The organism is Desulfovibrio mangrovi, from assembly GCF_026230175.1.
GTDB classification, from domain to species: domain Bacteria; phylum Desulfobacterota; class Desulfovibrionia; order Desulfovibrionales; family Desulfovibrionaceae; genus Halodesulfovibrio; species Halodesulfovibrio mangrovi.
Window position 1 is genome coordinate 3,396,387 of record NZ_CP104208.1, and the last position, 23,369, is coordinate 3,419,755.

A 23,369-nucleotide genomic window follows, 5' to 3' on the forward strand; every position below is an offset into this window, starting at 1 on the left:
GTGCTGGACGTACGGGTATGTCAGAGTATGGGAATCCTTGTACCGCAATTCAGTAAAGAACGAAACCGCTGTAATGGAAGCAGGGGTATACGTAAAAAATCGTAAACACCGGCTGCGCAGCTTGCTAGCAGACGGGAAAGCGGGTACATACCTCAAAGTAAAACACTGTTTAACTATGTTTTGGTAATGAGTCGGCCTGCTTCGCTGGTGTCGCTGCGCAGCACTCGAGAAAGCCGTAGGGCGTTCGAAAGGTGTTTGGGTGGCTCAAGGATGGACGTGCCCGCCTTTACCTGTTCTCGATAAGGAGTTTATCCATGCGCATACGCAAGCAGTCCGTTCTGCTTTCCCTTCTGCTCGTCAGCCTGCTGGCTTTTTCCGCCCATGCTGAGGACATGACCTATGACCTTGAAGGCACGGTAAACAAAGCCCTCAAGGACAACCCCAGCATAGAGGCTTCCCGTGCTTCAGCCCTTGGCGCCGAAGAAGGCCGCAAGGCCGCCCGCGGTGCGTTCGGTCCCAAACTGAGCACCACGTATGGTTATACATACAAGGACCACAAGAAGAACGTTGGCGGTGTGCCAAGTTATGACGATGATTACTATACTCTTACCGCATCCGTAAGTCAGCCCATCTTCACCGGTTTCAACATCCTGTCCACCTACCAGAAGTCTGAGCTGGCCAAGGAAAGTGCCGAACTGGCCAAGGATCAGACCGAACTGGCTCTTATCCTGAACGTGCAGGAAAACTTCATTAACCTGCTCATCGCCCGTGAAAACGTGCGCAGTGCGCAGGCCACTGTTGACCGTCTTGCTTCGCAGCTGAAGGTGACGCAGGCTTACTACGATGTTGGTCTGCAGCCCCGTATCGACGTATTGCGCGCAGAAGTGCAGCTTTCCGATGCTGAAAACGCCCTGCTGCAGGCGGAGAACGCCCGTGAGACTCAGCGTGCCCGTCTGAATACGCTGCTGAACCTGCCTCTTGATGCGGATGTGAAGTACATGGGGGAACTCGTGTACATGCCCGCTCCCATGGATCTGGAAGCCAGTTTGAGTGTGGCTGCCAAGGCCCGTCCCGATTTGCTCATTGCCCGCAAGGCCGTTGAGATTGCCATGAAGGATCTGAAGATCACGGAAAGTGACTTCTATCCGCAGTTGGCAGCATCCTTCGACTGGTCCAGAATGGGTGATCATCCGCAGGTGGACGGCAGTGAATTTGCCACCACCGAATTCAGCGAGTGGAGCACCAAGGCGACCATGTCGTGGGAACTGTTCTCCTGGGGCACCACGTATTATGCTGCACAGCGCGACAAGCAGACCATTGCCAAGCTGAAGGCCGAAGAGGCCGGCACATGGCAGGAAGCTCTGTATGAAATCAAGTCCCGTCACCTGAGCATTGCCGAGGCTGCCAAGCGTATCAAGGTGGCACAGAAGACTGTGGACTCCGCGCAGGAAGCCTACCGCATGGCCCTTGCCCGTTATCAGGCACAGGTGGGCACCAACAATGACGTGCTGGATGCGCAGGCAGACCTTTCCTCTGCAGAAGCCTCCTACACCAAGGCGCAGGGCGACTACATGATTGCCATTGCCCGCCTGTACAAGGCCATCGGCGAAAAGAACCCGGGGCTGGCTACTGCTGCCAAGTAACGGCAGAACTGACAAAGAAACTACAAGGCCGGAGCGCATATGCGCTCCGGCCTGTTTTTTTGAAAACGGGAAGGACGGTGCGGGGCTGTTACCCTTTGGCCAGCGTAACGCCGGAGAGTTTCTTGTACAGCGTCACCGCTGAGGTGTCCGTCATGCCGGAAACAAAATCCGTTACTTCCAGCATCTGTTCATACAGGTTGTCCGCAGCCGCATGCCGGCTTTCCGGATACAGCTTGAGCAGGGTTCTGTCCCGGGCTGTGGCCTTGCCGTCAAGGGTTCTGAACACCGCTCCGCCAAAGGCGTTCAGCAAGGTGTCCATCACTTCGAAGCCTGCTGCTTCGATTTCCACCACCTGTGGGTCCTGATAGACCTTGCTGAAATTCATTTTGCCCAGCGTGGCAAACGGCGCATTCAGTGCCATGTGGCGGGTGAGCCCCTTTTCGAGGTGCACGCCGGCAAGCAGCTTTGCCTCATGCTCCATGAAACAGTCCACCGCACTGTGCACAAGGCCGCCTATGGCCATGGCGCGCAGGAACTCCACGCGTTCCGTGGGGTGGCGCATGGCGTCCAGATGCCGCCTCCACCAGTCGCCTTCCGTCCGGATAAAGGGAGAGAGCAGGTCGAAAACCTCGTCGTAGGTCACGCGGCCCCTGCGGAAGCCGTCTTCAATGTCCGCGATGGAGTAGCTTATGTCATCGGCCGCTTCCACCAGATAGGCCAGCGGGTGGCGTGCCCACGAGACGCAGGGCGAGGCACCGTCTTCATGGCGGATAAGGCCAAGCTCTGCCGCTGCCTGCGCAAACATGTCCCGCTCTGCCGCGAACAGGCCATATTTCTTGTACGTTCTGTGTGCCGAGTTCATGCAGCCCGCTTCGCACGGGTACTTCATGAATGTTCCCTGCGTGGCGCAGGTCAACCGCATGCCGTAGGCGCGGTCGGGATACTGCAGGCGGCTGAGGATGCGGTAGCCCTGTGCGTTGCCTTCAAAGTGCAGAAAGTCGGCCCGCAGGTCTTCCGGCAAGGCGTCGATAACTTTCCTGCCGGTGGCGCTGCATGCAAACCATTGGCGGATGGCGTCCTCTCCGCTGTGACCGAAGGGAGGGTTGCCGATGTCGTGCGCCAGCGCAGCCGTGGCCACCACGGCCCCGAAATCGTCCTCTGAAATGGGGGAAGAGGTGTTCCCGGTGCATTCGGCAAGTTCGCGTCGTTCCGCAAGCAGGCGGCGTCCGGTCAGCGTGCCGAGGGTGCGCCCGATGTTGGATGCTTCAAGGCTGTGGGTGAGCCGGGTGCGCACGTAGTCGGTCTCGGCAAGCGGAAACACCTGCGTCTTGTCCTGAAGACGCCGGAAAGCCGAGGAAAAGATGATGCGGTCGTGGTCGGTGTTGAAGTCCGTGCGTCCTTCCTTGGGGCGCTGTTCCTTCTGCCCCGGACGGACGGTGGAAAGTAGGCGGGACCATTCCATAGTGCTCATGGCGTATCCTTACACATGACGTATCCTTGCCCATGACGTGTCCGTGCATATGACGTGACACTGCGCATGACGTGTTTTGGCTGGCTGGTTCGTGGATGCTGGTATGCGTGTCCATCGTGCGGTTTGCCTCTTCGGCGTTTTCCTGTAAACAGACCTAAGAATCCGCACCATAGCTAAACGCTGTCAGGGTGTTGCATACTTCAGGAGAGACGCATGTTGCAACAGTATTGGTTGGGATTGTCCTCCGCTTTCGCAAGGCGGCTGCTGCATGGTTCCGCAGGGTCGTTTCAGCGGATGCGGCTTGCCTCCCATGCGCTGGCGGAGGCCGTGCCCGTAGCTTCGGCTTCCAACGGGCAGAATGCACAGGGCGTGAACTTTGCCATGCTGGATACGGGTCGCGATTTACTGCTGGCGGCGCTGGAAGACGATCCTCTGAACGGTGACCTTGCACGGCAGGTGCTGGGCCTTGACAAACAGGCGCCCTGGCTGGAATCCGACACCCGCACCGCGTTGCTGGAGCTGGCCGCCGCCTTTGTGCGGCCCGAAAACCTGCGGTATTTCCAGCGTCTTGCCCGGCAGGGCGAGTACGCAAAGATCCAGTCTTATCTGGATGGCGAACGGGACAAGGCTCCTGATAATGCCTACTGGCTGCAGCAGGTGCTGGCCGTGGGTGAGCTGGCAGGCGAACTTGAGTGGGCCCTGGAGCATGTGCGGCACCGCTGGCCTGCGCCGTTGGCACACGCCAATATTCTGCGTGTTGCCGTGGAGGCCCACCTGCTTGCCGTGATGCGGCGGTATGACGATGTGCTTGCGCTGACACAGGACCATGCTTCCGCGGCGGCTGGACGCCTGCTTCTTGCGGCAGAGCGGCGTGCGCACAGCCTGCGCATGACCGGCGATATCGACGCAGCCCACGCAGCGTGGCGGCAGATTCTGTCGTTGCGGCCGTGGCATGTGAACCTTTTGTCCCGCTGGCATGCATCCGTTTCGGGCCACGACAGTCCTCTGGCCGCTGGCGTGCAGGGGCGCACTGCCGCCTTGCTGTATTCATGGAACAAGGCGGACGATCTGGACAAGGCCCTGCGGAGTCTTGCGCCTTCGGCTGCGGACCTGTGCCGCATCATCGCCCTGAACAACGGCAGCACGGATGCGACCGGGCAGGTCATCGACGCGTGGGCGGAACGATTGGGGGAACGCATGCAGGCCATTCACCTGCCGGTGAACGTCGGTGCGCCTGCGGCGCGGAACTGGCTGATGCATCTCCCCGAGCTGGCAGAGGTCGAATATCTGGCCTATCTGGATGACGATGCTGTTTTGCCTGCCGACTGGCTTGGGCATATGTCGCGGGCGGTGGCCGTGTGCCCCGAGGCTTCCGTGTGGGGCGGCAAGATTATCGACCATGCCGCGCCGCATATAGTGCAGTCCGCCGACCTGCACCTCGTGATGACCAGCGGTAACGATGAAGAGATCGATGCGGCGTTCCGTCCCACCCGCGCCCATGCAGTGCCCTTCAATGTTTCGGACATACACGCACAGGTGGCTGATTGCGGCGGGTTCGACTACATACGCCCCTGCATATCCGTTACCGGCTGCTGTCACCTCTTTCGCAGGGCAGATCTTATGGCCTGCGGCGACTTTTCCCTGACCCTGTCGCCTTCCCAGTACGACGACCTTGAGCATGACCTGCGCATGGCTTCGCGGGGCAGGCATTGTGCGTATACGGGATTTTTGCCGGTGGAGCATATGAAGCGGACAGGCAAGGCCGTGCTCATGTCGCCCGCCCAGTTCGGTAACGGGCTGGGCAACAAGTATAAGCTGCACGCCATGTACCCGCGGGACGAGATAGAACGCCTCATGGCCTTTGAGACGGCGTTGCTGGAACAGGATTTGCTCCGAAAAGCCGCAATGCTGGACGGCCTTGCCGCCCAGTGATCGTGGCGCTCCTGTCATAGGGCTGATATTTCAAAGTATTACGCGGAGTCGCAGGGTGAGCTCCGTCGGCTGGCAATTCCATGGAGAGGGAAGGAACACGCATGCACGTCAGATATTTGATCATTGGGGCAGGCCCTACGGGGCTCGGTGCGGGGCACAGGCTGAAAGAACTGGGCGAAACCAGCTTCCTGCTGCTTGAGCGCAACGCCTATACGGGCGGCCTTGCCACCAGTTTCAAGGATTCAGCAGGGTTCACGTGGGATCTCGGCGGGCATGTGGTGTTTTCGCACTATTCCTATTTTGACAGACTGATCGAGGATCTGCTCGGAGATCAGTATCTGGAGCACCAGCGTATTGCCATGGTGCGCATGTTTGAACGCTGGGTTCCCTATCCTTTCCAGAACAATCTGCGCTACCTGCCAAAAGACGTGCAGTGGGAGATTGTGGAGGCCATGTTGCCGGGCCGCAGGCCCGAGACGCACCCGTCCAACTTCCGGGAGTGGATCGACGTGATCTTTGGAGCGGGCATCGCCAAGTATTTCATGGTGCCCTACAATTTCAAGGTCTGGGCAACTCCAGCCGAAAAAATGGCGTATCACTGGATCGGCGAGCGCGTTTCCGTGGTCAACCTGGAGATGGTGCTGAAGAATCTTATCCTCGAACTCGATAACAGAAGCTGGGGGCCCAACAACGTGTTCCGCTTCCCGTTGTTCGGGGGCACGGGCGATATATTCAGCCGCATGGGCGACAGGCTCGGCGATTTCGTGCGTCGGAACACCGAGGTGGTGGCTGTGGATCCGGAGGCCAGATCGGTGCGGACGGCGGACGGCGAGACCATCACCTACGATCATCTGCTGAACACCGGCCCGCTGGACCTCTTTGTGCTGAACAGCATCAATACGCCCAACGCGGACCTGCGTGCCGCTGCCGCCAGTCTTGCGCATAACTCCGTGTACGTGGCGGGCGTGGGTGTGGACGGTATGCGCGAGGATCCTACCTGTTGGATGTATTTCCCCGAGAACAACGCGCCGTTCTACCGCGTGACCAATTTCCACAACTATTCACCAAACAATGCGGCAAAGCCGGGAGCCTCCCGTGCCCTGATGTGCGAAACCTCCTATTCCGCACATAAGCAGGAAGACCTTGCCAGCCTCATGGATGCCACCGTGCAGGGGCTGGTGAACACCGCACTCATGAACGAGAAGGACAGGGAGAATATCCTCTCCACATGGTCCTATCCCATTGACTACGGGTACCCTGTGCCCACCATCGACCGCGATCCGTCCCTGCGTGTGCTGCAGCCATGGCTGGAATCCTGCCGGATCTACTCGCGCGGTCGTTTTGGCGGCTGGCAATACGAGGCAGCCAATATGGACCATTCCGTCATGCAGGGCGTGGAGTGGGCAGATCGTATGATAGAGGGCAAGGCAGAGACCACATACGTGGTGAAATAGTTCCGGCTTTGGCAACGCTTGTACAAGGCGGAAAGGGAAACCTTTCCGCTTTTTTTGTGGATGCGGAACAGGAAATACCTTGTTCTGTATTGTTTGTTGCAATGGAACGCCGTGCGCTGTATCAATGCCGGACACACTCACCTATGAAACATACGGGGGGCGTATGGATTTCATTCAATTTGTACCGTTGGTTACGGTGCTGGCAGGCGCTATGTGTCTGTGTGATCTTCTCGGTGCGTTGTTCGGTCAGTCTGTAGGGGAATTCATTCTTAAAAAACGTTTTTCCGAGGCTGCGGGCGTTTCCGGTGTGCGGTATTTCACGGTGCATTGTGTGGTGCGCTACATCTGCTGCGTGCTGGCCGTGGTCGTGCTGCCGCTGGCCGAGCTGTATTCCTATGACCATCACAGCATGAACGACAAGGCCGAGTGGCCTGTAATCGCCATGGGGCTGGCGTTCTTTGCCCTGCTGTTTGTTCTGCTCGCGCTGGCCTCATACTGGCACGGGGCCGTGCTGGCCGGAGACCGTCTTTTCTTTGCCGGTATTGCGCCATGGCAGGTGCGGGTTGCACCCGTAGCGGACGTCACCATGGACGAAGCTGCCAGCGATCCCTACGAGCCCGTGACTGATGAGGATGCCGCAGCTGACGCTCCGGCGGCTGGCGAAGTCTCCCCGAAGAAGAAGCGCAAATGCCGATTTCTCCTCTACAACATCCATTTCGGCGAGGAGTGCCGCTACACCTCCATGCTCTGCGGGTTGGGGAAGGCCGTGCGCCATGTGGCACCCAAGGCTCCCCCTCTGGCTGCTGTGCATTTCGGTCAGGTGGTCACGACGCATGTGGTGGAAGCCGTGAGCGAGGCTGTTAGTGGGAAGGGAGGGCAAAGATGACAGAGAACGTTGCCGGTCTGATTGCATGGGCTCCGGCCCAGCTCTGCATGTTGCTTGGCGCGCTTGATCTGGCGCTGCTCGCGTTGGGGTTTGATATGCGCGTGGTTTTCTTTTACCGGCGCATGGCGTGGCGCGGGGTGAATATTTCAACACCCAAGGATTTGTATACAGTGCGCCGCTGGAAGCAATATGCCTGCCTGCTGCTTTTTCTGTACCTCTATCAGGTTCCGGCGGGCGGCCTGAGGGAGGTGCTGGCCGGTAATCCTGAGGCGATTCTCAATCCCCCCTTGCTTGTGTACAGCGTGCTGGCCCTGTCCTGCGGGGTGCTCTATCTCTCCGGTTTCTGGCATTTCATGCTTGTGGAAGGCGAGGTCGTGCACTTGTTCACGCTCAATCCCTTTTGCGCCCTGCGCGTGCCCCGCAAAGATGTGTATACGGATTCCAAGGATTGGGGCGATCTTGCTGTCAATAGTCTCTACATCGGTAATCGGGAGAACAGGCATACGGTCTTTCTGGAAAAGCTGAAGGATGCGGGGTTTGAAGACATGAAGAACACCGAATTCGTTCAGCCGGAAAAGTAGGGGAGCAATCAGGCTTCCGTAAGCTGGTCATCGCTTCCTGAGGGGCAGCAATTCGCCCAGAAAGATTCCTTCTTCCGTTACCGTGGCACGGTGGGGGTAGACCTCCACTCCGGCATCAAGAGCCTGCCAGAACAGTTCGGCATAGTCGGGATCGATGAAATCCGCAGGGCCGAAACAATTGCCGTCCGCGCGCTGCACCAGATAGAAGAAGGCGGCTCTGAATCCTTTTTCCACCAGCCCCATCATTTCCTTCAGGTGTTTCTGGCCGCGTTCTGTGGCTGCGTCGGGAAAACAGGCAACGTCATCCTCCACCATCGTCACGTTCTTGCATTCTATCCACAAGGGCGGCAAGGTATCATTGTCGCTGTCCAGGCGCGCGTCCAGACGGCTCCCGCCGTATTTCGCTTCGCGCCGGAATGCGGTGTAACCTGCGGACCAAGGCAACTGGCCCGCATGAAACGCCGCTTCAAGCAGGCGGTTGGGCGTCATGGTGTTCACGCCTACCCAGAAATCTCCGGCAAAGTCTGGCATGAGCACGGCTTCTTGCGTCCATTTGAGTTTGCGGTCGGGGTTGGCCGCCGGGGAGGCCAGCACCTGCATGCCCGGACGCAGCAGGCCCAGCATGGAGCCTGAGTTGTTGGAGTGAATCCATACGGATTCATCTGCATGCGTGATCTCCACGCTGAAGCGTTTTACACGGCGTACGAACGAGCCGGTGATACAGCCTGCGGGAAAGGGAATGAGCGGTTTGTCTGTCACGGTATATCCTGTGTATTCGCGCTATTGGAACGGCGAACAATTTGAGAGATCTTCTTTCAGCCTTTCAACTGTTTACAGATGTTGACCAAATTGATAATTCGCGGGAAGCCCACGTCGGTCAATCCATATGAGAAAGGGGACTTCTGCAATGAACATTTCTGACAGATTGAAGCAGCTTAAGCCGTCGGCAACCCTTGCCGTGAACGCCAAAGCACTGGAACTGAAGGCGCAGGGCAAGGAGATTGTCAGCCTTGCCGTCGGCGAGCCTGACTTTCCCACTCCGGAGCATGTGCGTGAAGCATGCAAGAAAGCCATGGACGAGGGCTTTACCCGTTATGCCGCCGTGCCCGGTCTGCCTGACCTGCGCGAAGCCGTAGCCGCCTATTTCAACAATTTCTACGGTGCGCTGGCTGCTCCTGAGCATACCATGGTCACCAACGGCGGCAAGCAGGCACTCTACAATCTTTTCCAGGCATTGCTCAACCCCGGTGATGAGGTGCTCATCCCCGGACCGTACTGGGTGAGCTATCCGCCCATGGTGCAGCTTGCCGAAGGCGTGCCGGTCGTGGTGCCCGCATCCGCCGATGCCGCTTTCAAGGTGACCGTGGAGCAGCTTGAGGCCGCATGCACCGAGAAGACTCGTGTGCTGCTTCTGAACTCGCCCTCCAACCCCACCGGCGCAGCCTATGACAAGGCGCAGATTGACGCCATCGCCCAGTGGGCCATCGACAAGGGCCTGTTCATCATCTCTGACGAAATTTACGACCAACTGGTGTACGCACCCGCCGAGCATGCCTCCCTGTGCAGCTGGTGGACCCGTTATCCCGAACAGGTCTGCGTGGTGAACGGCCTTGCCAAGAGCTTTGCCATGACCGGTTGGCGCATTGGCTACGTGCTGGCCCACGCCGATCTCATCAAGGCCATGACCAAGATTCAGGGCCAGTCCACCTCCAACGTCTGCACCTTCGCCCAGAAGGGTGCCGTTGCCGCCCTGACCGGCGGGTTCGGCATTGTGGACGAGATGCGCGCAGCCTTCCGCAAGCGTCGCGACCTCGCCATGAAGGTCGTGGGCAGCTGGCCCGAGGTGGTGTGCCCCGTGCCCGAAGGCGCGTTCTACATCTTCCCTGATGTGCATCGTCACTACACCAAGGAGATTCCGGATTCCGCCACCCTGTGCACCAGATTGCTGGAAGAGGCCGGTGTGGCGCTGGTGCCCGGTGCCGCCTTCGGCGACGACAACTGTATCCGCATTTCTTACGCCGTTGACGAGGCCACGCTCACCACGGCTTTGGACAAGATTGCAAAGGTTCTCTTCAAGTAGGTGCAATGCCCTGGAAAATAATGTAGGGTTCCGCTCATATTGCTACTATAACAGGAAATACATGGCCGCCCGGCAAATGCCGGGCGGCATATCCGATACCAAGGAGCGGACCCCATGACCATCAATACGCTTGACTGGACCAGTGCCTGGAACGGGCGTGTCTCGAAAGCCGATGCGGCTCCCTTCGATATCCGTTGCGGCGACCTTGCTCTGCGGCTCGCCACGGAAATTCAGGCCAATCGCCTGCCGTTTATCAATCTCCCCTACAGGAACGAGTTGGAAAAGGAGCTGGACGCCCAGACTCCCTGGCTGCAGTCCTTCGAACATATGCTGGTTCTGGGGATCGGCGGCTCCGCCCTTGGTGCCCGCGCCTTGCAGAAGGCCTTTTATCCGCAGCAGGACAGGCCATGCCACAACGGACGCAGTCTCTGGATTGCGGACAACGTGGACGCCGCCACCCTTGATGCGTGGTTCGAACTGCTTCCGCCGGAGAAGACCGTGGTGGTCGTCATTTCCAAATCCGGCGGCACGATTGAGACGCTCTCCCAATATTTCCTTGCCCGTCTGTGGCTGCAGAAGTCGCTTGGCGATGACTGGAACCGCCATGTCCTGCTCGTAACCGATGCCTCCAAGGGCTATCTGCGGCAGGAAGCGAACGCCCTTGGCCTTGCCTCCATGCCTGTGCCGGACCATCTCGGCGGACGCTATTCCGTGCTTTCCGCCGTAGGCCTTGTGCCTGCGGCCTTCCTCGGCATGGACTGGAAGGCGTTGATTCGCGGCGCGCTTGCCGTGAGCGCACCTCTCACGTCCATGGGACCGGGCGCTACCGAACTGCACCAGCATCCTGCATGGAAGCTGGCCGTGTGGAACAGCGCACTGATGAGCAAGGGCTACTCTCAGGTAATCTTCTTCTCGTACGTTCCCCTGTGGGCGCAGTTCGGCCTGTGGTTCACCCAGTTATGGGCGGAAAGCCTCGGCAAGGAAGGCAAAGGCTCCATGCCGCTGCCCGCTGTGGGCGTGACCGACCAGCATTCCACGCAGCAGATGTTCCTCGACGGCCCGCGCGACAAGGCCTGCCTGCTGCTGTCTTCTCCCAGCCTTGCCCGTGGCCGGCAGTTCGGCGACGACCTGCCGGAAGAATGGTCGTATCTGCGCGGAGCCCATTTCGGCGATCTGCTGCAGGCGGAAGGGCTCGGCACCCAGATGGCTCTGGCCAAGGCCGGTACGCCGCTTGTGGAACTGCGCATGGGCAGAACCGGCGAAGAAGAGGCCGGTCGCCTGATGGCCCTGCTTGAAATCACCACCGTACTCACCGGCTGGCTGCTGGATATCAATCCGCTGGATCAGCCCGCCGTCGAGCTGGGAAAACGTCTTGCCAACGCACGGCTCGGAGCTCAGGGCTACGAGGAGGAATCCGCCGACCTTGAGGCTTTCCTTGGCCGTGCGCCCGAGCAGCAGGAGTTCTAGATTGACCCCGAGACCGTTGACGGACAAGACTCAAATCGGATTTGCAAAGTTTCTTTCATGGACCTCTCTGGTTCTGATTCTGGTCTCCAGTCTGATCCTCTCTGTTGTGATCAGCAACTCCGTGCGCGGGTCCCTGCTGCGCAAGCAGCAGGAGTTTGCCACGTTGCTGGCGGAGAACCTGAACCATCAGATTTATCGTCGATTCACCCTGCCCACGATTATCGGGTACGGGCGAATTGCCTTGCGTAACGAGCAGCAGTACGAGCGGCTTGATCAGGTGGTGGAAAGCACCATCCACGGCCTGCACGTGAAAACCCTGCGCATTTACGACTATACCAAGGTCATTGCCTATGCCACCGACAGGCAGGATCTTGGCGATTCCTCTCTGGCGGGTATGGCCGTTACCCGGGCCCTGAGCGAGAACAAGCACAGCTTTGAGATTGAATCGGCCATGTCACCGTGGGTGGCCATGTTCCAGTATGAACTGCCGCCCGGATCGTTCATTCTGCGCACCACCTATCCGTTGCGCGTGGAGCAGCGGCTGGGCAGGGATGTGTTTGACGAAGCGGACCAGCCGGTCATGGGGGTGCTTGAGATCACACAGGACATTACCGCGGATTATTCCTCGGTTATCAGTCTGCAGTGGCTCATCGTGCTGACAACCATGGCATCTTCCTTCCTGCTGTTCCTGCTGCTGGTGACCTTCATACGCCGTTCGGAGAAGGCTCTTGCCGTCCGCATGGCGGAGAAGGAACGGCTGGAGCGTGACCTGCACCAGAGTGAAAAGCTGGCCAGCATGGGGCGGGTGGTTTCGTCCATTGCGCATGAAATCCGCAATCCGCTCGGCATCATTTCCTCCAGTGCGGAACTGCTGCTCAAACGCCCCAACACGGACGCTCTTACCCAGAAGATTCTCACGGCTATTTATGACGAGGCCAAACGGTTATCCAAGACCGTGCATGACTTCCTCGACTATGCCCGTCCCAAGCCGCCGAGCAAGGAGCGGGTCGACGCCGCCATGGTGCTTGATCAGGCTTTGGGGTTTCTCGAAAACGAGCTTTCGCAACGGCAGGTGCAGGTGGAGCGCCTGTACGAACCGGGGCTTGTCATGTCGGGCGACAAGGATTTACTGTACCGTGCGTTTTACAACGTCATCGCCAACGGATTGCAGGCCATTTCCGGTGAAGGGGGCATCTCCATTGCCGGACTGCGGCAGGATGACGAGATCATCGTCACCTTCAAGGACTCCGGCAGCGGGTTTGATCTCGCCAACATTGACAAGATGCTCGATCCTTTCTTCACCACCAAGGATGACGGCACGGGACTCGGGCTGGCCATTGTGAACAGCATCGTGACCAGCCATGGCGGCACGCTGATGCTTTCCAACGCCGAAGAGGGCGGGGCCATTGTACGCATGGGGTTCCCTGCGGCCTAGCCTGTCTTCCGGCCTGCGCTATCTGACGAATCAAGGCTTCCGCTCTGCCTTTTGGCGGTGCGGAAGTCTCATACATAAGGAATTGTTGCTTTCATGAGTGATCAGACCCATCTGCTTGTCCTGGACGACGAGAAAAACTACCTGCTGGTGCTGGAAGCCCTGTTGACGGACGCTGGCTACAAGGTGACCGCGCTGAGCGATCCCGAAACGGGCCTCGCCTTTCTGGAAGAGTCCGAGGTGGACGTCATTGTCACCGACATGAAGATGCCCAAGCTGACCGGTGCGGAAGTGCTGGCGCACGTGAAGAAGAATTATCCGCAGATTCCGGTGCTCATCATGACCGCCTTCGGCTCCATCGAGAGCGCGGTGGAGGTCATGCGGACCGGAGCCTTCGACTACATCACCAAGCCCTTTGCCAACGATGAGCTGTTGCTGGCCGTGCAGAACGCCGCCGAGCTTTCCCGTGCGCACCGGAAATACCGCCTGCTTACGGAGAATCTTGAAGAGCGCTACGGCCTTAAACAGATCATCGGCAAAAGCAGGGCCATCAGGGATACCCTGACCATGGTGGACCGTGCTGCGCCCAGCAAGTCCACCGTGCTCATCACTGGCGAGTCCGGCACCGGCAAGGAACTGGTGGCACGTGCCATCCATTTCTCCTCGCCGCGCAAGGACGGCCCCTTCATCAGCGTGAACTGCATGGCGCTGAACCCCGGCGTGCTGGAAAGCGAACTCTTCGGCCATGAAAAGGGTTCCTTTACCGGTGCCGTGGCCATGAAACGCGGCCGTTTTGAACTGGCCCACGGTGGGACCCTGTTCCTTGATGAAATCGGCGAGCTTTCCCACGACATGCAGGTCAAGCTGCTGCGCGTGCTGCAGGAACGCAAGATCGAGCGCGTTGGCGGCGGACAGGAGATCGAGGTGGATATCCGCATCGTCACCGCCACCAACAAGGACCTGCAGGAAGAAGTGCAGAAGGGGACTTTCCGCGAAGATCTCTACTATCGCCTGAACGTGGTGCACATTCAGTTGCCGCCCCTGCGCGAACGCCGTGAAGATATTCCGCTGCTGGCGAGCCATTTTGCGGAAAAGGTCGTCCGCGAGCAGGGCGTGGAGCGCCGCGCCTTCAGCACCGAAGCCATGGACTATCTCACCGGATACGAATGGCCCGGCAACATCCGCCAGTTGGAAAACGTGGTGGAACGCTGCATGGTGCTTGCCTCGCACGAGATGATTACCGTGGAGGACCTGCCGCAGGAAATTCGCGACGAGGAGACCCAGCTCAAAAGCGCCGTGGACCTTCTGCCCGCCAAGCTCGACCTTGGCGATACGCTGGAAAAGATCGAGGCCGCGCTTATCCGCCGTGCACTTGTCCGCTCCGACTTCGTGCAGGTAAAGGCCGCCGAGATGCTGAATGTTTCTAAGAGTCTGCTGCAGTACAAGCTCAAGAAGTACCAGATTACGGGCCATTAGTAGAGCCCGCTGTGGGCATTGCCTTGGGTGGTGCGGCGCCGGAGCCCGCCAGAGCCTGCCGAAGCCTGATGGCCTGAAAAGAGCAAATGAAAACGGGGTGCCCTGACATGATGTCGGGCACCCCGTTTTTATTGTGGTTTTGCGGTCGGTTTTGCGTGGTCGTGAGGGGGGATTAATCCCGCTCGCAGCTGAGCCTTCTGCTAGCTGGTGTGCAGGATGGAAAGCCCGCAGATGAGCAGGGCCATGCCTAGCCATGCGCTGGGCTTGAGTCGTTGTCCGAACAGCAGCCAGCCGCCGAGCGAGGTGCCCAGTATGCCGAAACCGCCCCACATGGCGTAGGCAACGGCAAGATCCATGCTGCGAACGGCAAACGACAGCGACGTGAAGGCCAGCCCCACGGCTGCCAGCGCCAGCAGGCCGTAGCGGCGGATGCGGAAGCCTTCGGACTTGGCCAGCAGCAGATTGGCCGCAACGTCCAGCGCTGCCGCCATCATGACCAGCAGCAATCCCGCTGAAAACAGGGAAGAAAGTGTTTCCATGCTAGTGCCCGCCTACGGTGTTTTTGAGTGCGTCGTTATGCGTGCCTTTGCTGTCGTCATGGCTGGCTTCTGCCGTGCCGTGATGCACCAGCAAGACGCCTGCTGCCACGGCGCACAGGGCGGCAAAGCGTGTCAGCGTCAACTCTTCCCCCAGCAGTAGTACGCTTGAGAGCGTGATGAACAGGAGGCCGAGTCCCTCCCAGAAGGCAAAGGCCACCCCCACAGGCAGGGCGGTGGTCGCCAGCGCCAGCAGGTAGTAGGACAAGCCGATGAACAGCAGCATGAGCACTATGCCGAGCTGCGCACCATGCGGCATGCTCCAGCTTTGGGCCGCTTTCATGAGCGTTGTGCCCGTCACTTCGGACACGATGGCGCCCACAAGGCATATCCAGTGATATGCTCGTACGGAAGACATGAACAATACCCCCTTGGCGACATGTGGCCGCCAAAAGACGTTGCAGAACAGGATGGATTCAGCCGGAGAATGAAGCGTGCGGGGGGCGCGGGCTAAAGACCGGTGCGCCAGTAATGTTCCGAGGAGACGATGCTCCTGCGGCAGGCAAGTGTGATGCTTTTATGGAAAAACATGGGGCGGATGCTACTGTTCGCAAAGGAAAATAGCAACCGCCCCGGAAGTGGGCTGGCAGTGCGGTAGAGGGCGGCGTCAGATTGTCGCAGTGTCTCTACATGGCGTCGGTCAAGATACGGCGGCTCACGTCCAGCGTAATGGCTTCCCGCTCGCCCAGCTTGGCAAAACCGTGCCTCTCAAGCTGCACGAGAATGGTGTCGATGAACGCGGGGTCGGTGACGCCGTGGTCTCTGAGACGGGTGGGAATGTCCAGCGAGTGATACATGGCCTCAATGGCCTGCACGGTGCGCTCGGCGAGCTCCGTTCCTTCCGCAACCTGTTCGGGCAGGTTGAAGACGTTGCGGCCCATCTGTTCCAGCTTATCCTTCTTGTTCTCCATCTGCGCCCGCAGCAGGGCGGGCTGGACCACGGCCAGCGTGCGGGCGTGGTCGATGCCGAACATGGCGGTGAGTTCATGGCCGATCATGTGGGTGGCAAAATCGCGGGGCATGCCCACGCCGATAAGACCGTTCAGGGCCTGATTTGCAGCCCACATGAGGTTGGCCTGCCATGTCTCGCTGTCGCGGTCGGCGAACTGGCTGGCGAGGGTGGACAGGGTACGCAGCAGGGCTTCGCTGTAGCCGTCCTGCACCATGCCGCCGCAGGGATAGGTGATGTATTGCTCGCAGACATGCACAAAGGCGTCGGCAAGGCCGTTGGTAAGCTGGCGCTCCGGCAGGCTTTTCATCACATCAGGATCAAGCACGGCGAACTTGGGGAAAACGATGGGGGAGCGGAACACGCATTTCTCATGCGTCGCCGCGCGGGAGATGACCGAACCGCCGTTGGATTCCGAACCAGTGGCCGGAATGGTGAGAACTGCGCCGATAGGCAGGGCCTCGGTCACGATATGTCTGCCGGAAGGGATGTCCCAGCCGTCGCCGTCGTAGCAGGCGGCCGCTGCAATGTATTTGCAGCCGTCAATGACGGAACCGCCGCCAACAGCGAGGATGAAGGTGGCCTTTTTCTTGCGGGCCAGCGCCACGGCCTGATCCAGCGTCTCCACGCTGGGGTTGGGTTCGACACCGGAAAATTCCGTCCAAGCGTGTTTGCTCAGCGCTTCGGTAACCTGCTCGTAAATGCCGTTGTGTTTTATGGAACCGCCGCCGTAGACGAGCAGAACAGTATGGTCGGGTGTGATGAGGTCGGCAATGGAGGCAATCTGGCCCTTGCCGAACTGAATGACAGTGGGGTTGGCATAGGTGAAGCTGTTCATGGGCGATTCCTTTTGAAGGCAAGGTTACTGGCGGGCTGTCTCGCCGTGCTGCGGAGCAGCCGCAGAATTATTTTGAGCAGGCAGGGTATGCCTTGCCTGCGGAAAAGTGAAGTGGTTGTTGAGACCTTTTGAATGAGGCGGGAGGGGGTTGGGAGGAATCGTTTGGGTGCTGCTGCGCCGGAACGGGGAATGGCATGCCGCTAAGACTGGACATGGCGGCGGGCGGCTTTGCCATATGGCCGCCACTGGGTGCGGGGAAAGGGGCTTATCGTCGAGGCTGACGGCGGGGCTGTTTTCCGGATGCTGCCGAAAGGCGGTTCATGATGAGGAGGGATACACCCCACGCTGCGGCAAAGGTGAGGACAAGGGCCGGTACGTAAAAGAGCATGTTCTCGTGCAGGAAGCTACTGCGTATGGCGGTGCTGGCTCCGAAGAAGATGGCGGCGGCCAGAATGAGCTGGATGAGGTGGTTCACATCCCGGATTACACGCCGTTTGCGGCTGAAGATGAGACTCCCCAGCCACACAACGACGAATAATATGACAGTGAATTTGAACATGCCTTATGCGGGATGCGAAGGACCCTGTGCGGGAGCGGATTCGTCAGCCGCCGTGCAGTCGGTTTCTTCTGGCTCTTCGGAGGGCATGGCGTGGACCATGGCAATGATTCTGTCCAGCGCCTCTTCCGGGTTCTCCTGCTGGAAGACGTTGCGTCCGATGCTTACACCCGCAGCGCCGCAATCAAGAGATTCCTGAATCATGTGCAGCAGGCCGTCAAAATTGGACTGGCCGGGGCCGCCCGCCACCAGCACCGGGGCAGGGCAGGACTGCACGGCACGTGCAAAGCTTGGCTGGTCGCCGGAGTAGGGAACGGAAACGATGTCTGCGCCCAGTTCGCCGCCAAGGCGTACGCAGTGGCTGATGAGGCTGGGGTCAAGTTCCTTCACGATGCGGTCGCCCTTGGCGTAGATGACCGCCAGAACGGGCAGGCCGTGCTGGTGCGCTTCTTCCGTCACGGAGCCGAAGTCGGAGAGCATGCGGTCTTCCAGTTCGTTGCCGATGTTGATCTGCACGGAAACGGCATCTGCGCCGAGGCGCAGGGCTTCCGGAATGGAGCAGACCAGCGCCTTGTTCCATGCGGGCAGGCCGTGGCGTGTGCCGGCGGAGAGCTGCATCACAATGGGCAGGTTGGAGGGCAGGGTCAGGCCGTGCGCGCGGGCATAGCCCTTGTTCAACACCACGCCCTGCACGTTGCGGGTGGTGACGTATTCCAGCAGCTGCGGCATGCGGGTCAGCCCGGTGAGCATGCCTTCGTTGGCGCCGTGATCAAGGGAAAGCATCACGGCCCTGCCGCTGGGGGCGGGGAAAAATCGTTTCAGTTTGCGCAAAATACCGATCATGCAGAGTCTCCGGTTGGCTGATGCCCGCGTGCGTTGCAGGCAAGGTGCGGGCAGAATGCCAGCGCTTGCGGCGTAAGCGTTGTTGCTTCCCCCTCGCCTGAATACAGGATGAGCGGGGGATGGATTGTGCAGCCGGAATTAGCGTTTTTTCGCGCTTCCAGCAACACCAGAACCGCCTCCCTGTCCGTTTTGGAATGGACCATGCGCAGATGCTTGGGTTCCAGCCGCGCGGCGGTGAGGGCGTTCATCAGTTCCGCAAGGCGTTCTGCCGGATAGATGCAGCAGAACCTTCCCTTGTTTCGTACCAGATAACCGGCAGCATTGACAAATGTTTCCAGTCCTCCGGCGGTTTCGAAGAGGGCGTTGGTGCGCTGTTGCGTCGCGGCGTGCCGACCTTGGTCGGCGCGGCGGTATGGCGGGTTGCTCACCACCAGATCAAAGGATTCTGCCGGAAGGGCGTTGCGTATGTCCGCAAGGTCCGCAGTGCGCGCCGTAAAACGTTCGGCAAGTCCCAGTGTTTCGGCATTGGCCTGTGCTGCAGCGGTCAGCGCCGGGTCGATGTCGAGTCCTGTGGCGGTAAGCTGGGGTGCATCCAGCAACATGGCAAGCGCCACCACGCCGCAGCCGGTTCCGAGATCCGCCACAGTACGCTCCTTTTTGCTCGTGGCTGCGGGCAGGGCAAAGCGGGCAAGCAGCAGGGCATCCATGGCAAAACGGAAGGAGCCTTCGGGCTGATGCAGGCCGCGGGGAAACTGGCTGCGTGCTTGTCTCTGATCGGCGGCTTCGAATGTCGTGACGTCGCAAGGGGGCTGCGCGTTGGCCGTATGATGCGTCATGCGATGTCCTTACTGGGTCGGCTGTTCCTGCGCTGCGGCGGGAAGGGAAAAGACTATCCGCATGGCGTTTTCCGGCTCGGTGGTTTCCTGCATCAGGTCAAAGAGCGGTCCGGACTCCTTGGCAGGCAGCGTGGTTCCGGCGCTGCGCAGCAGGGGCAGGGCAAAGGCGGGTACGAGTATGCGTTCCACCGGTGCGTTGTGCTGCATGCTGATGGCGCGCAGTACCTGCAGGGTGGCAGCAGCGTCGATGACGGCGCTGACAATGCCGTTGCTCTCGCCCTTGGCGTCATAGCGGATGGTCGGGCCGTAGGTGAGCAGGGAGGGCGAGTTTTGCGAAGGCTTGCCGTTGGGCATGCGGGCTATGAAACCGATGTCGGCGGTCAGGCCCGTGTTCGCTGCATCCGCATGACGGGCGGAAAGGCGGAACACGATTACGGGCAGTTCCTGCGGCTTCAGCGGTTCGGCGGCAGCAGTCAGCGCGTCCAGCACGGCACCGTGGGCGTAGCAGTCTCCGGCCAGCCATGTCAGAGGATGCTGTACAAAGAGGTTTTCCTTGCGCAGCGGCATTATGCGCCAGTCCGCCTCGGTTTCCATGCGTGCCCGCAGCATGAAGGTGGCCAGCAGGCACAGGGCCAGCAATATGACGATGATATTGAGATGTTTGAAATTGGGCGGTGAGGACTGTTGTTCCATACGGGGCAGGCTCCGGTGCTGTTGTTGTCTCGCTTTCTTGTAGAGTTATTTCCGGCGGGACGCAAAGAAAAGAGTCTTTTCCGGCGGCAGCGGAGGCTGGCCGTGCATCTTCATGTTCCACTCCGTGACGAATTGGTGTCATCCGCCTGTAACTGTTTGTGTCTTGGGGGCACATTTGCTACATCAGGTGTGTACGGTTGCCCTTTTATGTTTAAGGGGGCGTGCATACGACTCCATTCCCGAGGATTTCCGCATGAAGCAGTTTCGGGCAGACTTGCATATCCACTCCCGTTTTTCGCGCGCTACCAGCAAGAAGCTTTCACCACGGTATCTGGCTGCATGGTCGCGTATCAAGGGGCTGGATGTGCTGGGCACCGGCGATTTTACCCATCCCGAATGGCTTGATGAGCTGGAAGAGCAGCTTGTGCTGGATAGCGCCAGCGGGCTTTACCGCCTGAAGGACGACCGCAGGCTGGATCATGAGGTGCCGGAATTCGCAGGCACGCCTTTCTCAGGCCGCACGCTCTTCATGCTTCAGGGCGAAATCAGTTCCATCTACAAGCGTGGCGGCAAGGTGCGCAAGGTGCACAACCTTGTGTTCATGCCCACCATGGAAGCGGCCCGCAGCTTCAGCGCCAAACTGGCCGAGGTGGGCAATATCGCTTCCGACGGCAGGCCCATTCTGGGACTGGATTCCCGCAATCTGCTGGAAATGGTGCTGGAAACGCACCCCCTCGCCTTTCTTGTTCCCGCACACATCTGGACGCCGTGGTTCTCGCTGTTCGGATCAAAATCCGGTTTCGACAGCATCGAGGAATGCTTCGGCGACCTTTCATCCGAAATTTTTGCACTGGAAACGGGTCTGTCCTCCGACCCCGAGATGAACTGGCTGTGGAGTCATCTGGACCGTTTCCGTCTTATCTCCAACTCCGATGCCCATTCCGGCGACAACCTTGGCCGGGAATGCAACCTGTTCAGCGGCGATATGTCCTACGAGGGCATTTACCGCAGCCTGCGCGGCGAAGCGCTGGGACACAAGTTCCTCGGCACGCTCGAGTTCTTCCCGGAAGAGGGAAAATACCATCTGGACGGCCACCGCAAGTGCGGCGTGGTCATGGAGCCGGGAGAAACCCGCTCACGCGACGGCAAGTGTCCCGTCTGCGGCAAGCCGTTGACAGTGGGCGTGCTGAATCGCGTGCTGGAGCTGGCCGACAGGCAGGTGCCCAAGCAGCCAGTGGCACAGCCGGGATTCGCCTCGCTGGTGCCGCTGCCGGAGCTTATCGGCGAGATTCTTGACGTGGGCCCCAAGACCAAGAAGGTCATGGGCATGTATGCCCGCGCCATCCGAACTCTCGGACCGGAGCTGACCATCCTGCGCGATGCTCCTGAAGAGGAAATCCGCAAGGTGAGCCCGTTGCTTGCAGAGGGCGTGATGCGTATGCGGCGGGGCGAGGTTCTGCGCCAGCCCGGCTATGACGGGGAATATGGCGTGGTGCGCGTGTTTTCGCGCAAGGAGCGCGACACCTTTTTGAAGGGCGCGACACTGGTTGACCTGCCGGATCGTCATGCTGCCGGTATCGGCAATGGGGCTGCCGCAGGCTTGACCCCGGATGAGGCGGCCCTGAAGACGCCGCTTTTCGCTTCCGCGCTCAAGGAGCGTCAGGCTGCTGAAGATGTTGCGGCCGTACCTGATGATGAACTGGAATTTTCCTTTGAAGACAACGATGGCCTGCTGCCCGGGCTTGCGACGGTTCTGCAGGAGGCGGCAGCACCCAAGGCTCCTTCTATCGTGTACAACGAGGGGCAGAAGCAGGCCATAGAGGCCGGACCGCAGCCCGTGCTGGTCATGGCCGGTCCGGGCACGGGCAAGACCCGCACGCTGGTTGGCCGTATCATGCACCTTCTGGATCTGGGCGTGAGCGCACGTCACATTCTGGCGCTTACCTTTACCCGGCGCGCCGCCCGCGAGATGGAAGAACGGCTGGTGCTGGCCCTTGGTTCCGGTCAGGCAACGCCCCGTGCGGATACGCTGCATGCGCTGGGCTTCGAGTACTGGCAGAAGTCCTACGACGATGCCCCGACCCTGCTTTCCGAAGAAGGGGCGCGGCGGGTGTTTTCCGAGGCGAACCCCGACGAGTCTTCCCAGCGCATCCGGGATGCGTGGGACGCCATAAACCTGTGCCGCGAACGCATGGAGGCGTGCACCCCGGAATACCGCGACATGTTCGTGAACTATTCCACGCTCAAGGGGTCTTGGAACCTTGCGGACTATACGGATCTTCTGGAATTCTGGGTGGAACAAGTAGACGCGGGCGTCTATTCCTGCCCCTACACCCATGTGCTTGTGGACGAGATTCAGGATCTTTCCCCCCTGCAGCTGACGCTTATCCGCAAGCTGGTACCGGAGGGCGGTCAGGGCTTCTTCGGCATAGGCGACCCCGACCAGTCCATCTACGGCTTCCGTGGTGCGCACGGCGATGTGCTGCACTACCTGCAGGAGGCATGGCCGGGGCTGGACATTATCCGCCTGACGGAATGTTATCGCAGCGCACAGGCCGTGCTGGACGTGGCCGCCAGCCTGATGGCGAAGAATGGTGCGCCGCAGCCCCTGTCCGCCATGCGGGCGTTGCGTTCCGATATGCGGATGTTCGAAGCGCCTTCGCCTGAAGGCGAGGCTTCATGGATAGGCGAGCAGATCCGGGGGCTAATCGGTGCCACCAGCCATTCCCTGAAGGATGCCGAAGGCGAGCGCCTGCTCGGTGGCGAGCTTTCTCCCGGCGATGTGGCTGTGCTGGTACGCTTCAAGGCGCTGGTTGATCCCATTCAGCGTACGCTTTCGCGTCTTGGCATTCCCTGTGCCGTGCCGGAAAATGAGGCCTTCTGGGTGGAACCGCGCATCAAGCTTATTCTTGAGGCCGCAGGCCGTTTTCTCGGCATTGCGGGCAGATCGGAAGAAGAGCCGCTTTCCTGTCCCGATTCCATGCTGGCCAAGGGGCCGCTCGGCGTGGCCGCCTATCTGGAAGATATGCCGCCCTTTGACAGGCTGTTCTGGAAGTCCACTGCGTTTCGCGAACTGGTGCGCCGCTATGACGAACTGGAAGGCTGGGCAGGTCTGCTCAACTGGATCACCCTTCAGTCGGAACTGGAGCAGGTGCGCCGTCGTAGCGAAAAAGTGCAGATCATGACCATGCACGCCGCCAAGGGGTTGGAATTCAAGGCGGTGTTCCTGCCTGCGCTGGAAGACGGTATCATGCCTTTTGCCGGAACGGGCGTTCTGACGGGAAAGGCCGACAGGAATGAAGGGAGTTATGACACGGAAGAGGAGCGCAGGCTCCTGTATGTGGGCATGACGCGCGCCGAGCAGGCGCTGTTCCTGAGCTGGTCAGGCAAGCGCATGCTTTATGGCCGCGAATTGCGGCTCAAGGCGTCTCGTTTTCTCGCGGTATTGCCGCAGGATGCGTTGAAGCGCTCGATGCTGAAGGCGCATACCAAGCGCAAGGAAAAGCAGTTGTCCCTGATGGGATAGCAAGGGGAAGTGCTACACTCCCGACGTGGTCATCCGGTATATCCAACGTTCATACAGACCCGAAACCCGCGATGCCAGTTTGCGGCTGATGCCGTAGTCAAGTAACCGGC

At 59.7% G+C, this 23,369-nt stretch carries 19 protein-coding genes; 10 read left to right on the forward strand and 9 right to left on the reverse strand.

Features of this window, described 5'->3' with window-relative positions:
* Positions 1 to 314 precede the first annotated feature (314 nt).
* Positions 315 to 1,643: a TolC family protein gene (locus tag N1030_RS15165; RefSeq protein WP_265826348.1), complete on the forward strand. Its 1,329-nt coding sequence runs from the start codon at positions 315 to 317 to the stop codon at positions 1,641 to 1,643.
* A gap of 88 nt (positions 1,644 to 1,731) precedes the next feature.
* Here the strand turns inward: N1030_RS15165 and N1030_RS15170 are convergent, their stop codons facing one another.
* Positions 1,732 to 3,114: a deoxyguanosinetriphosphate triphosphohydrolase gene (locus tag N1030_RS15170; RefSeq protein ID WP_265826349.1), complete on the reverse strand. Its 1,383-nt coding sequence runs from the start codon at positions 3,112 to 3,114 to the stop codon at positions 1,732 to 1,734.
* A gap of 213 nt (positions 3,115 to 3,327) precedes the next feature.
* Here N1030_RS15170 and N1030_RS15175 point away from each other — a divergent pair, with 213 nt between their 5' ends.
* From N1030_RS15175 to N1030_RS15190, 4 genes are all read left to right on the forward strand, one after another.
* Positions 3,328 to 5,046 carry a glycosyltransferase family 2 protein gene (locus tag N1030_RS15175; RefSeq protein ID WP_265826350.1) on the forward strand — a complete coding sequence of 573 codons (1,719 nt, stop codon included), beginning with the start codon at positions 3,328 to 3,330 and terminating at the stop codon, positions 5,044 to 5,046.
* 101 nt (positions 5,047 to 5,147) lie between these two features.
* Complete coding sequence (locus N1030_RS15180; RefSeq protein WP_265826352.1) at positions 5,148 to 6,500, forward strand: protoporphyrinogen/coproporphyrinogen oxidase; 1,353 nt, start codon at positions 5,148 to 5,150, stop codon at positions 6,498 to 6,500.
* A gap of 163 nt (positions 6,501 to 6,663) precedes the next feature.
* On the forward strand, positions 6,664 to 7,386 hold the full coding sequence (locus N1030_RS15185) for a hypothetical protein (protein ID WP_265826354.1): 723 nt from the start codon (positions 6,664 to 6,666) through the stop codon (positions 7,384 to 7,386).
* Positions 7,383 to 7,967, forward strand: a complete 585-nt coding sequence (locus tag N1030_RS15190; protein WP_265826355.1) for a hypothetical protein — start codon at positions 7,383 to 7,385, stop codon at positions 7,965 to 7,967. Before N1030_RS15185 ends, N1030_RS15190 begins: the two co-directional genes overlap by 4 nt.
* A 27-nt stretch (positions 7,968 to 7,994) precedes the next feature.
* On the opposite strand, the gene sfsA is transcribed toward N1030_RS15190, so the two are convergent.
* The gene (gene sfsA, locus N1030_RS15195) at positions 7,995 to 8,726 is read right to left on the reverse strand and encodes a DNA/RNA nuclease SfsA (RefSeq protein ID WP_265826356.1); all 732 of its coding nucleotides are present in this window, start codon (positions 8,724 to 8,726) and stop codon (positions 7,995 to 7,997) included.
* 148 nt (positions 8,727 to 8,874) lie between these two features.
* Here sfsA and N1030_RS15200 point away from each other — a divergent pair, with 148 nt between their 5' ends.
* The 4 genes from N1030_RS15200 (at position 8,875) to N1030_RS15215 (ending at position 14,422) form a co-directional block, all read left to right on the forward strand.
* On the forward strand, positions 8,875 to 10,047 hold the full coding sequence (locus N1030_RS15200; protein ID WP_265826357.1) for a pyridoxal phosphate-dependent aminotransferase: 1,173 nt from the start codon (positions 8,875 to 8,877) through the stop codon (positions 10,045 to 10,047).
* Positions 10,048 to 10,161: 114 nt separating this feature from the next.
* Positions 10,162 to 11,514, forward strand: coding sequence for a glucose-6-phosphate isomerase (locus N1030_RS15205; RefSeq protein WP_265826358.1), 1,353 nt, complete (start codon positions 10,162 to 10,164; stop codon positions 11,512 to 11,514).
* A 1-nt stretch (position 11,515) separates the two neighbouring features.
* Positions 11,516 to 12,949 (forward strand): sensor histidine kinase, encoded by a 1,434-nt coding sequence (locus tag N1030_RS15210; protein ID WP_265826359.1) that lies wholly within the window; start codon positions 11,516 to 11,518, stop codon positions 12,947 to 12,949.
* Positions 12,950 to 13,042: 93 nt separating this feature from the next.
* The gene (locus N1030_RS15215; RefSeq protein WP_265826360.1) at positions 13,043 to 14,422 is read left to right on the forward strand and encodes a sigma-54-dependent transcriptional regulator; all 1,380 of its coding nucleotides are present in this window, start codon (positions 13,043 to 13,045) and stop codon (positions 14,420 to 14,422) included.
* 200 nt (positions 14,423 to 14,622) lie between these two features.
* On the opposite strand, the gene mdtI is transcribed toward N1030_RS15215, so the two are convergent.
* From mdtI to N1030_RS15250, 7 genes are all read right to left on the reverse strand, one after another.
* Positions 14,623 to 14,961, reverse strand: coding sequence for a multidrug/spermidine efflux SMR transporter subunit MdtI (gene mdtI / locus N1030_RS15220; protein WP_265826361.1), 339 nt, complete (start codon positions 14,959 to 14,961; stop codon positions 14,623 to 14,625).
* Position 14,962: 1 nt separating this feature from the next.
* Positions 14,963 to 15,376: an SMR family transporter gene (locus tag N1030_RS15225; protein ID WP_265826363.1), complete on the reverse strand. Its 414-nt coding sequence runs from the start codon at positions 15,374 to 15,376 to the stop codon at positions 14,963 to 14,965.
* Positions 15,377 to 15,644: 268 nt separating this feature from the next.
* Positions 15,645 to 16,805 carry an iron-containing alcohol dehydrogenase gene (locus tag N1030_RS15230; protein WP_265826364.1) on the reverse strand — a complete coding sequence of 387 codons (1,161 nt, stop codon included), beginning with the start codon at positions 16,803 to 16,805 and terminating at the stop codon, positions 15,645 to 15,647.
* A gap of 265 nt (positions 16,806 to 17,070) precedes the next feature.
* Positions 17,071 to 17,364, reverse strand: coding sequence for a hypothetical protein (locus tag N1030_RS15235; protein WP_265826365.1), 294 nt, complete (start codon positions 17,362 to 17,364; stop codon positions 17,071 to 17,073).
* 3 nt (positions 17,365 to 17,367) lie between these two features.
* Positions 17,368 to 18,204 (reverse strand): class I fructose-bisphosphate aldolase, encoded by an 837-nt coding sequence (locus N1030_RS15240; RefSeq protein ID WP_265826366.1) that lies wholly within the window; start codon positions 18,202 to 18,204, stop codon positions 17,368 to 17,370.
* Positions 18,201 to 19,040, reverse strand: coding sequence for a tRNA1(Val) (adenine(37)-N6)-methyltransferase (locus N1030_RS15245; protein WP_265826368.1), 840 nt, complete (start codon positions 19,038 to 19,040; stop codon positions 18,201 to 18,203). The genes N1030_RS15240 and N1030_RS15245 overlap by 4 nt, the downstream gene beginning before the upstream one ends.
* Before the next feature lie 9 nt (positions 19,041 to 19,049).
* Positions 19,050 to 19,733 (reverse strand): hypothetical protein, encoded by a 684-nt coding sequence (locus tag N1030_RS15250; RefSeq protein ID WP_265826369.1) that lies wholly within the window; start codon positions 19,731 to 19,733, stop codon positions 19,050 to 19,052.
* 253 nt (positions 19,734 to 19,986) lie between these two features.
* Between N1030_RS15250 and N1030_RS15255 the strand changes: the two genes are divergently transcribed.
* Positions 19,987 to 23,259 (forward strand): UvrD-helicase domain-containing protein, encoded by a 3,273-nt coding sequence (locus N1030_RS15255; RefSeq protein WP_265826370.1) that lies wholly within the window; start codon positions 19,987 to 19,989, stop codon positions 23,257 to 23,259.
* Positions 23,260 to 23,369 lie beyond the last annotated feature (110 nt).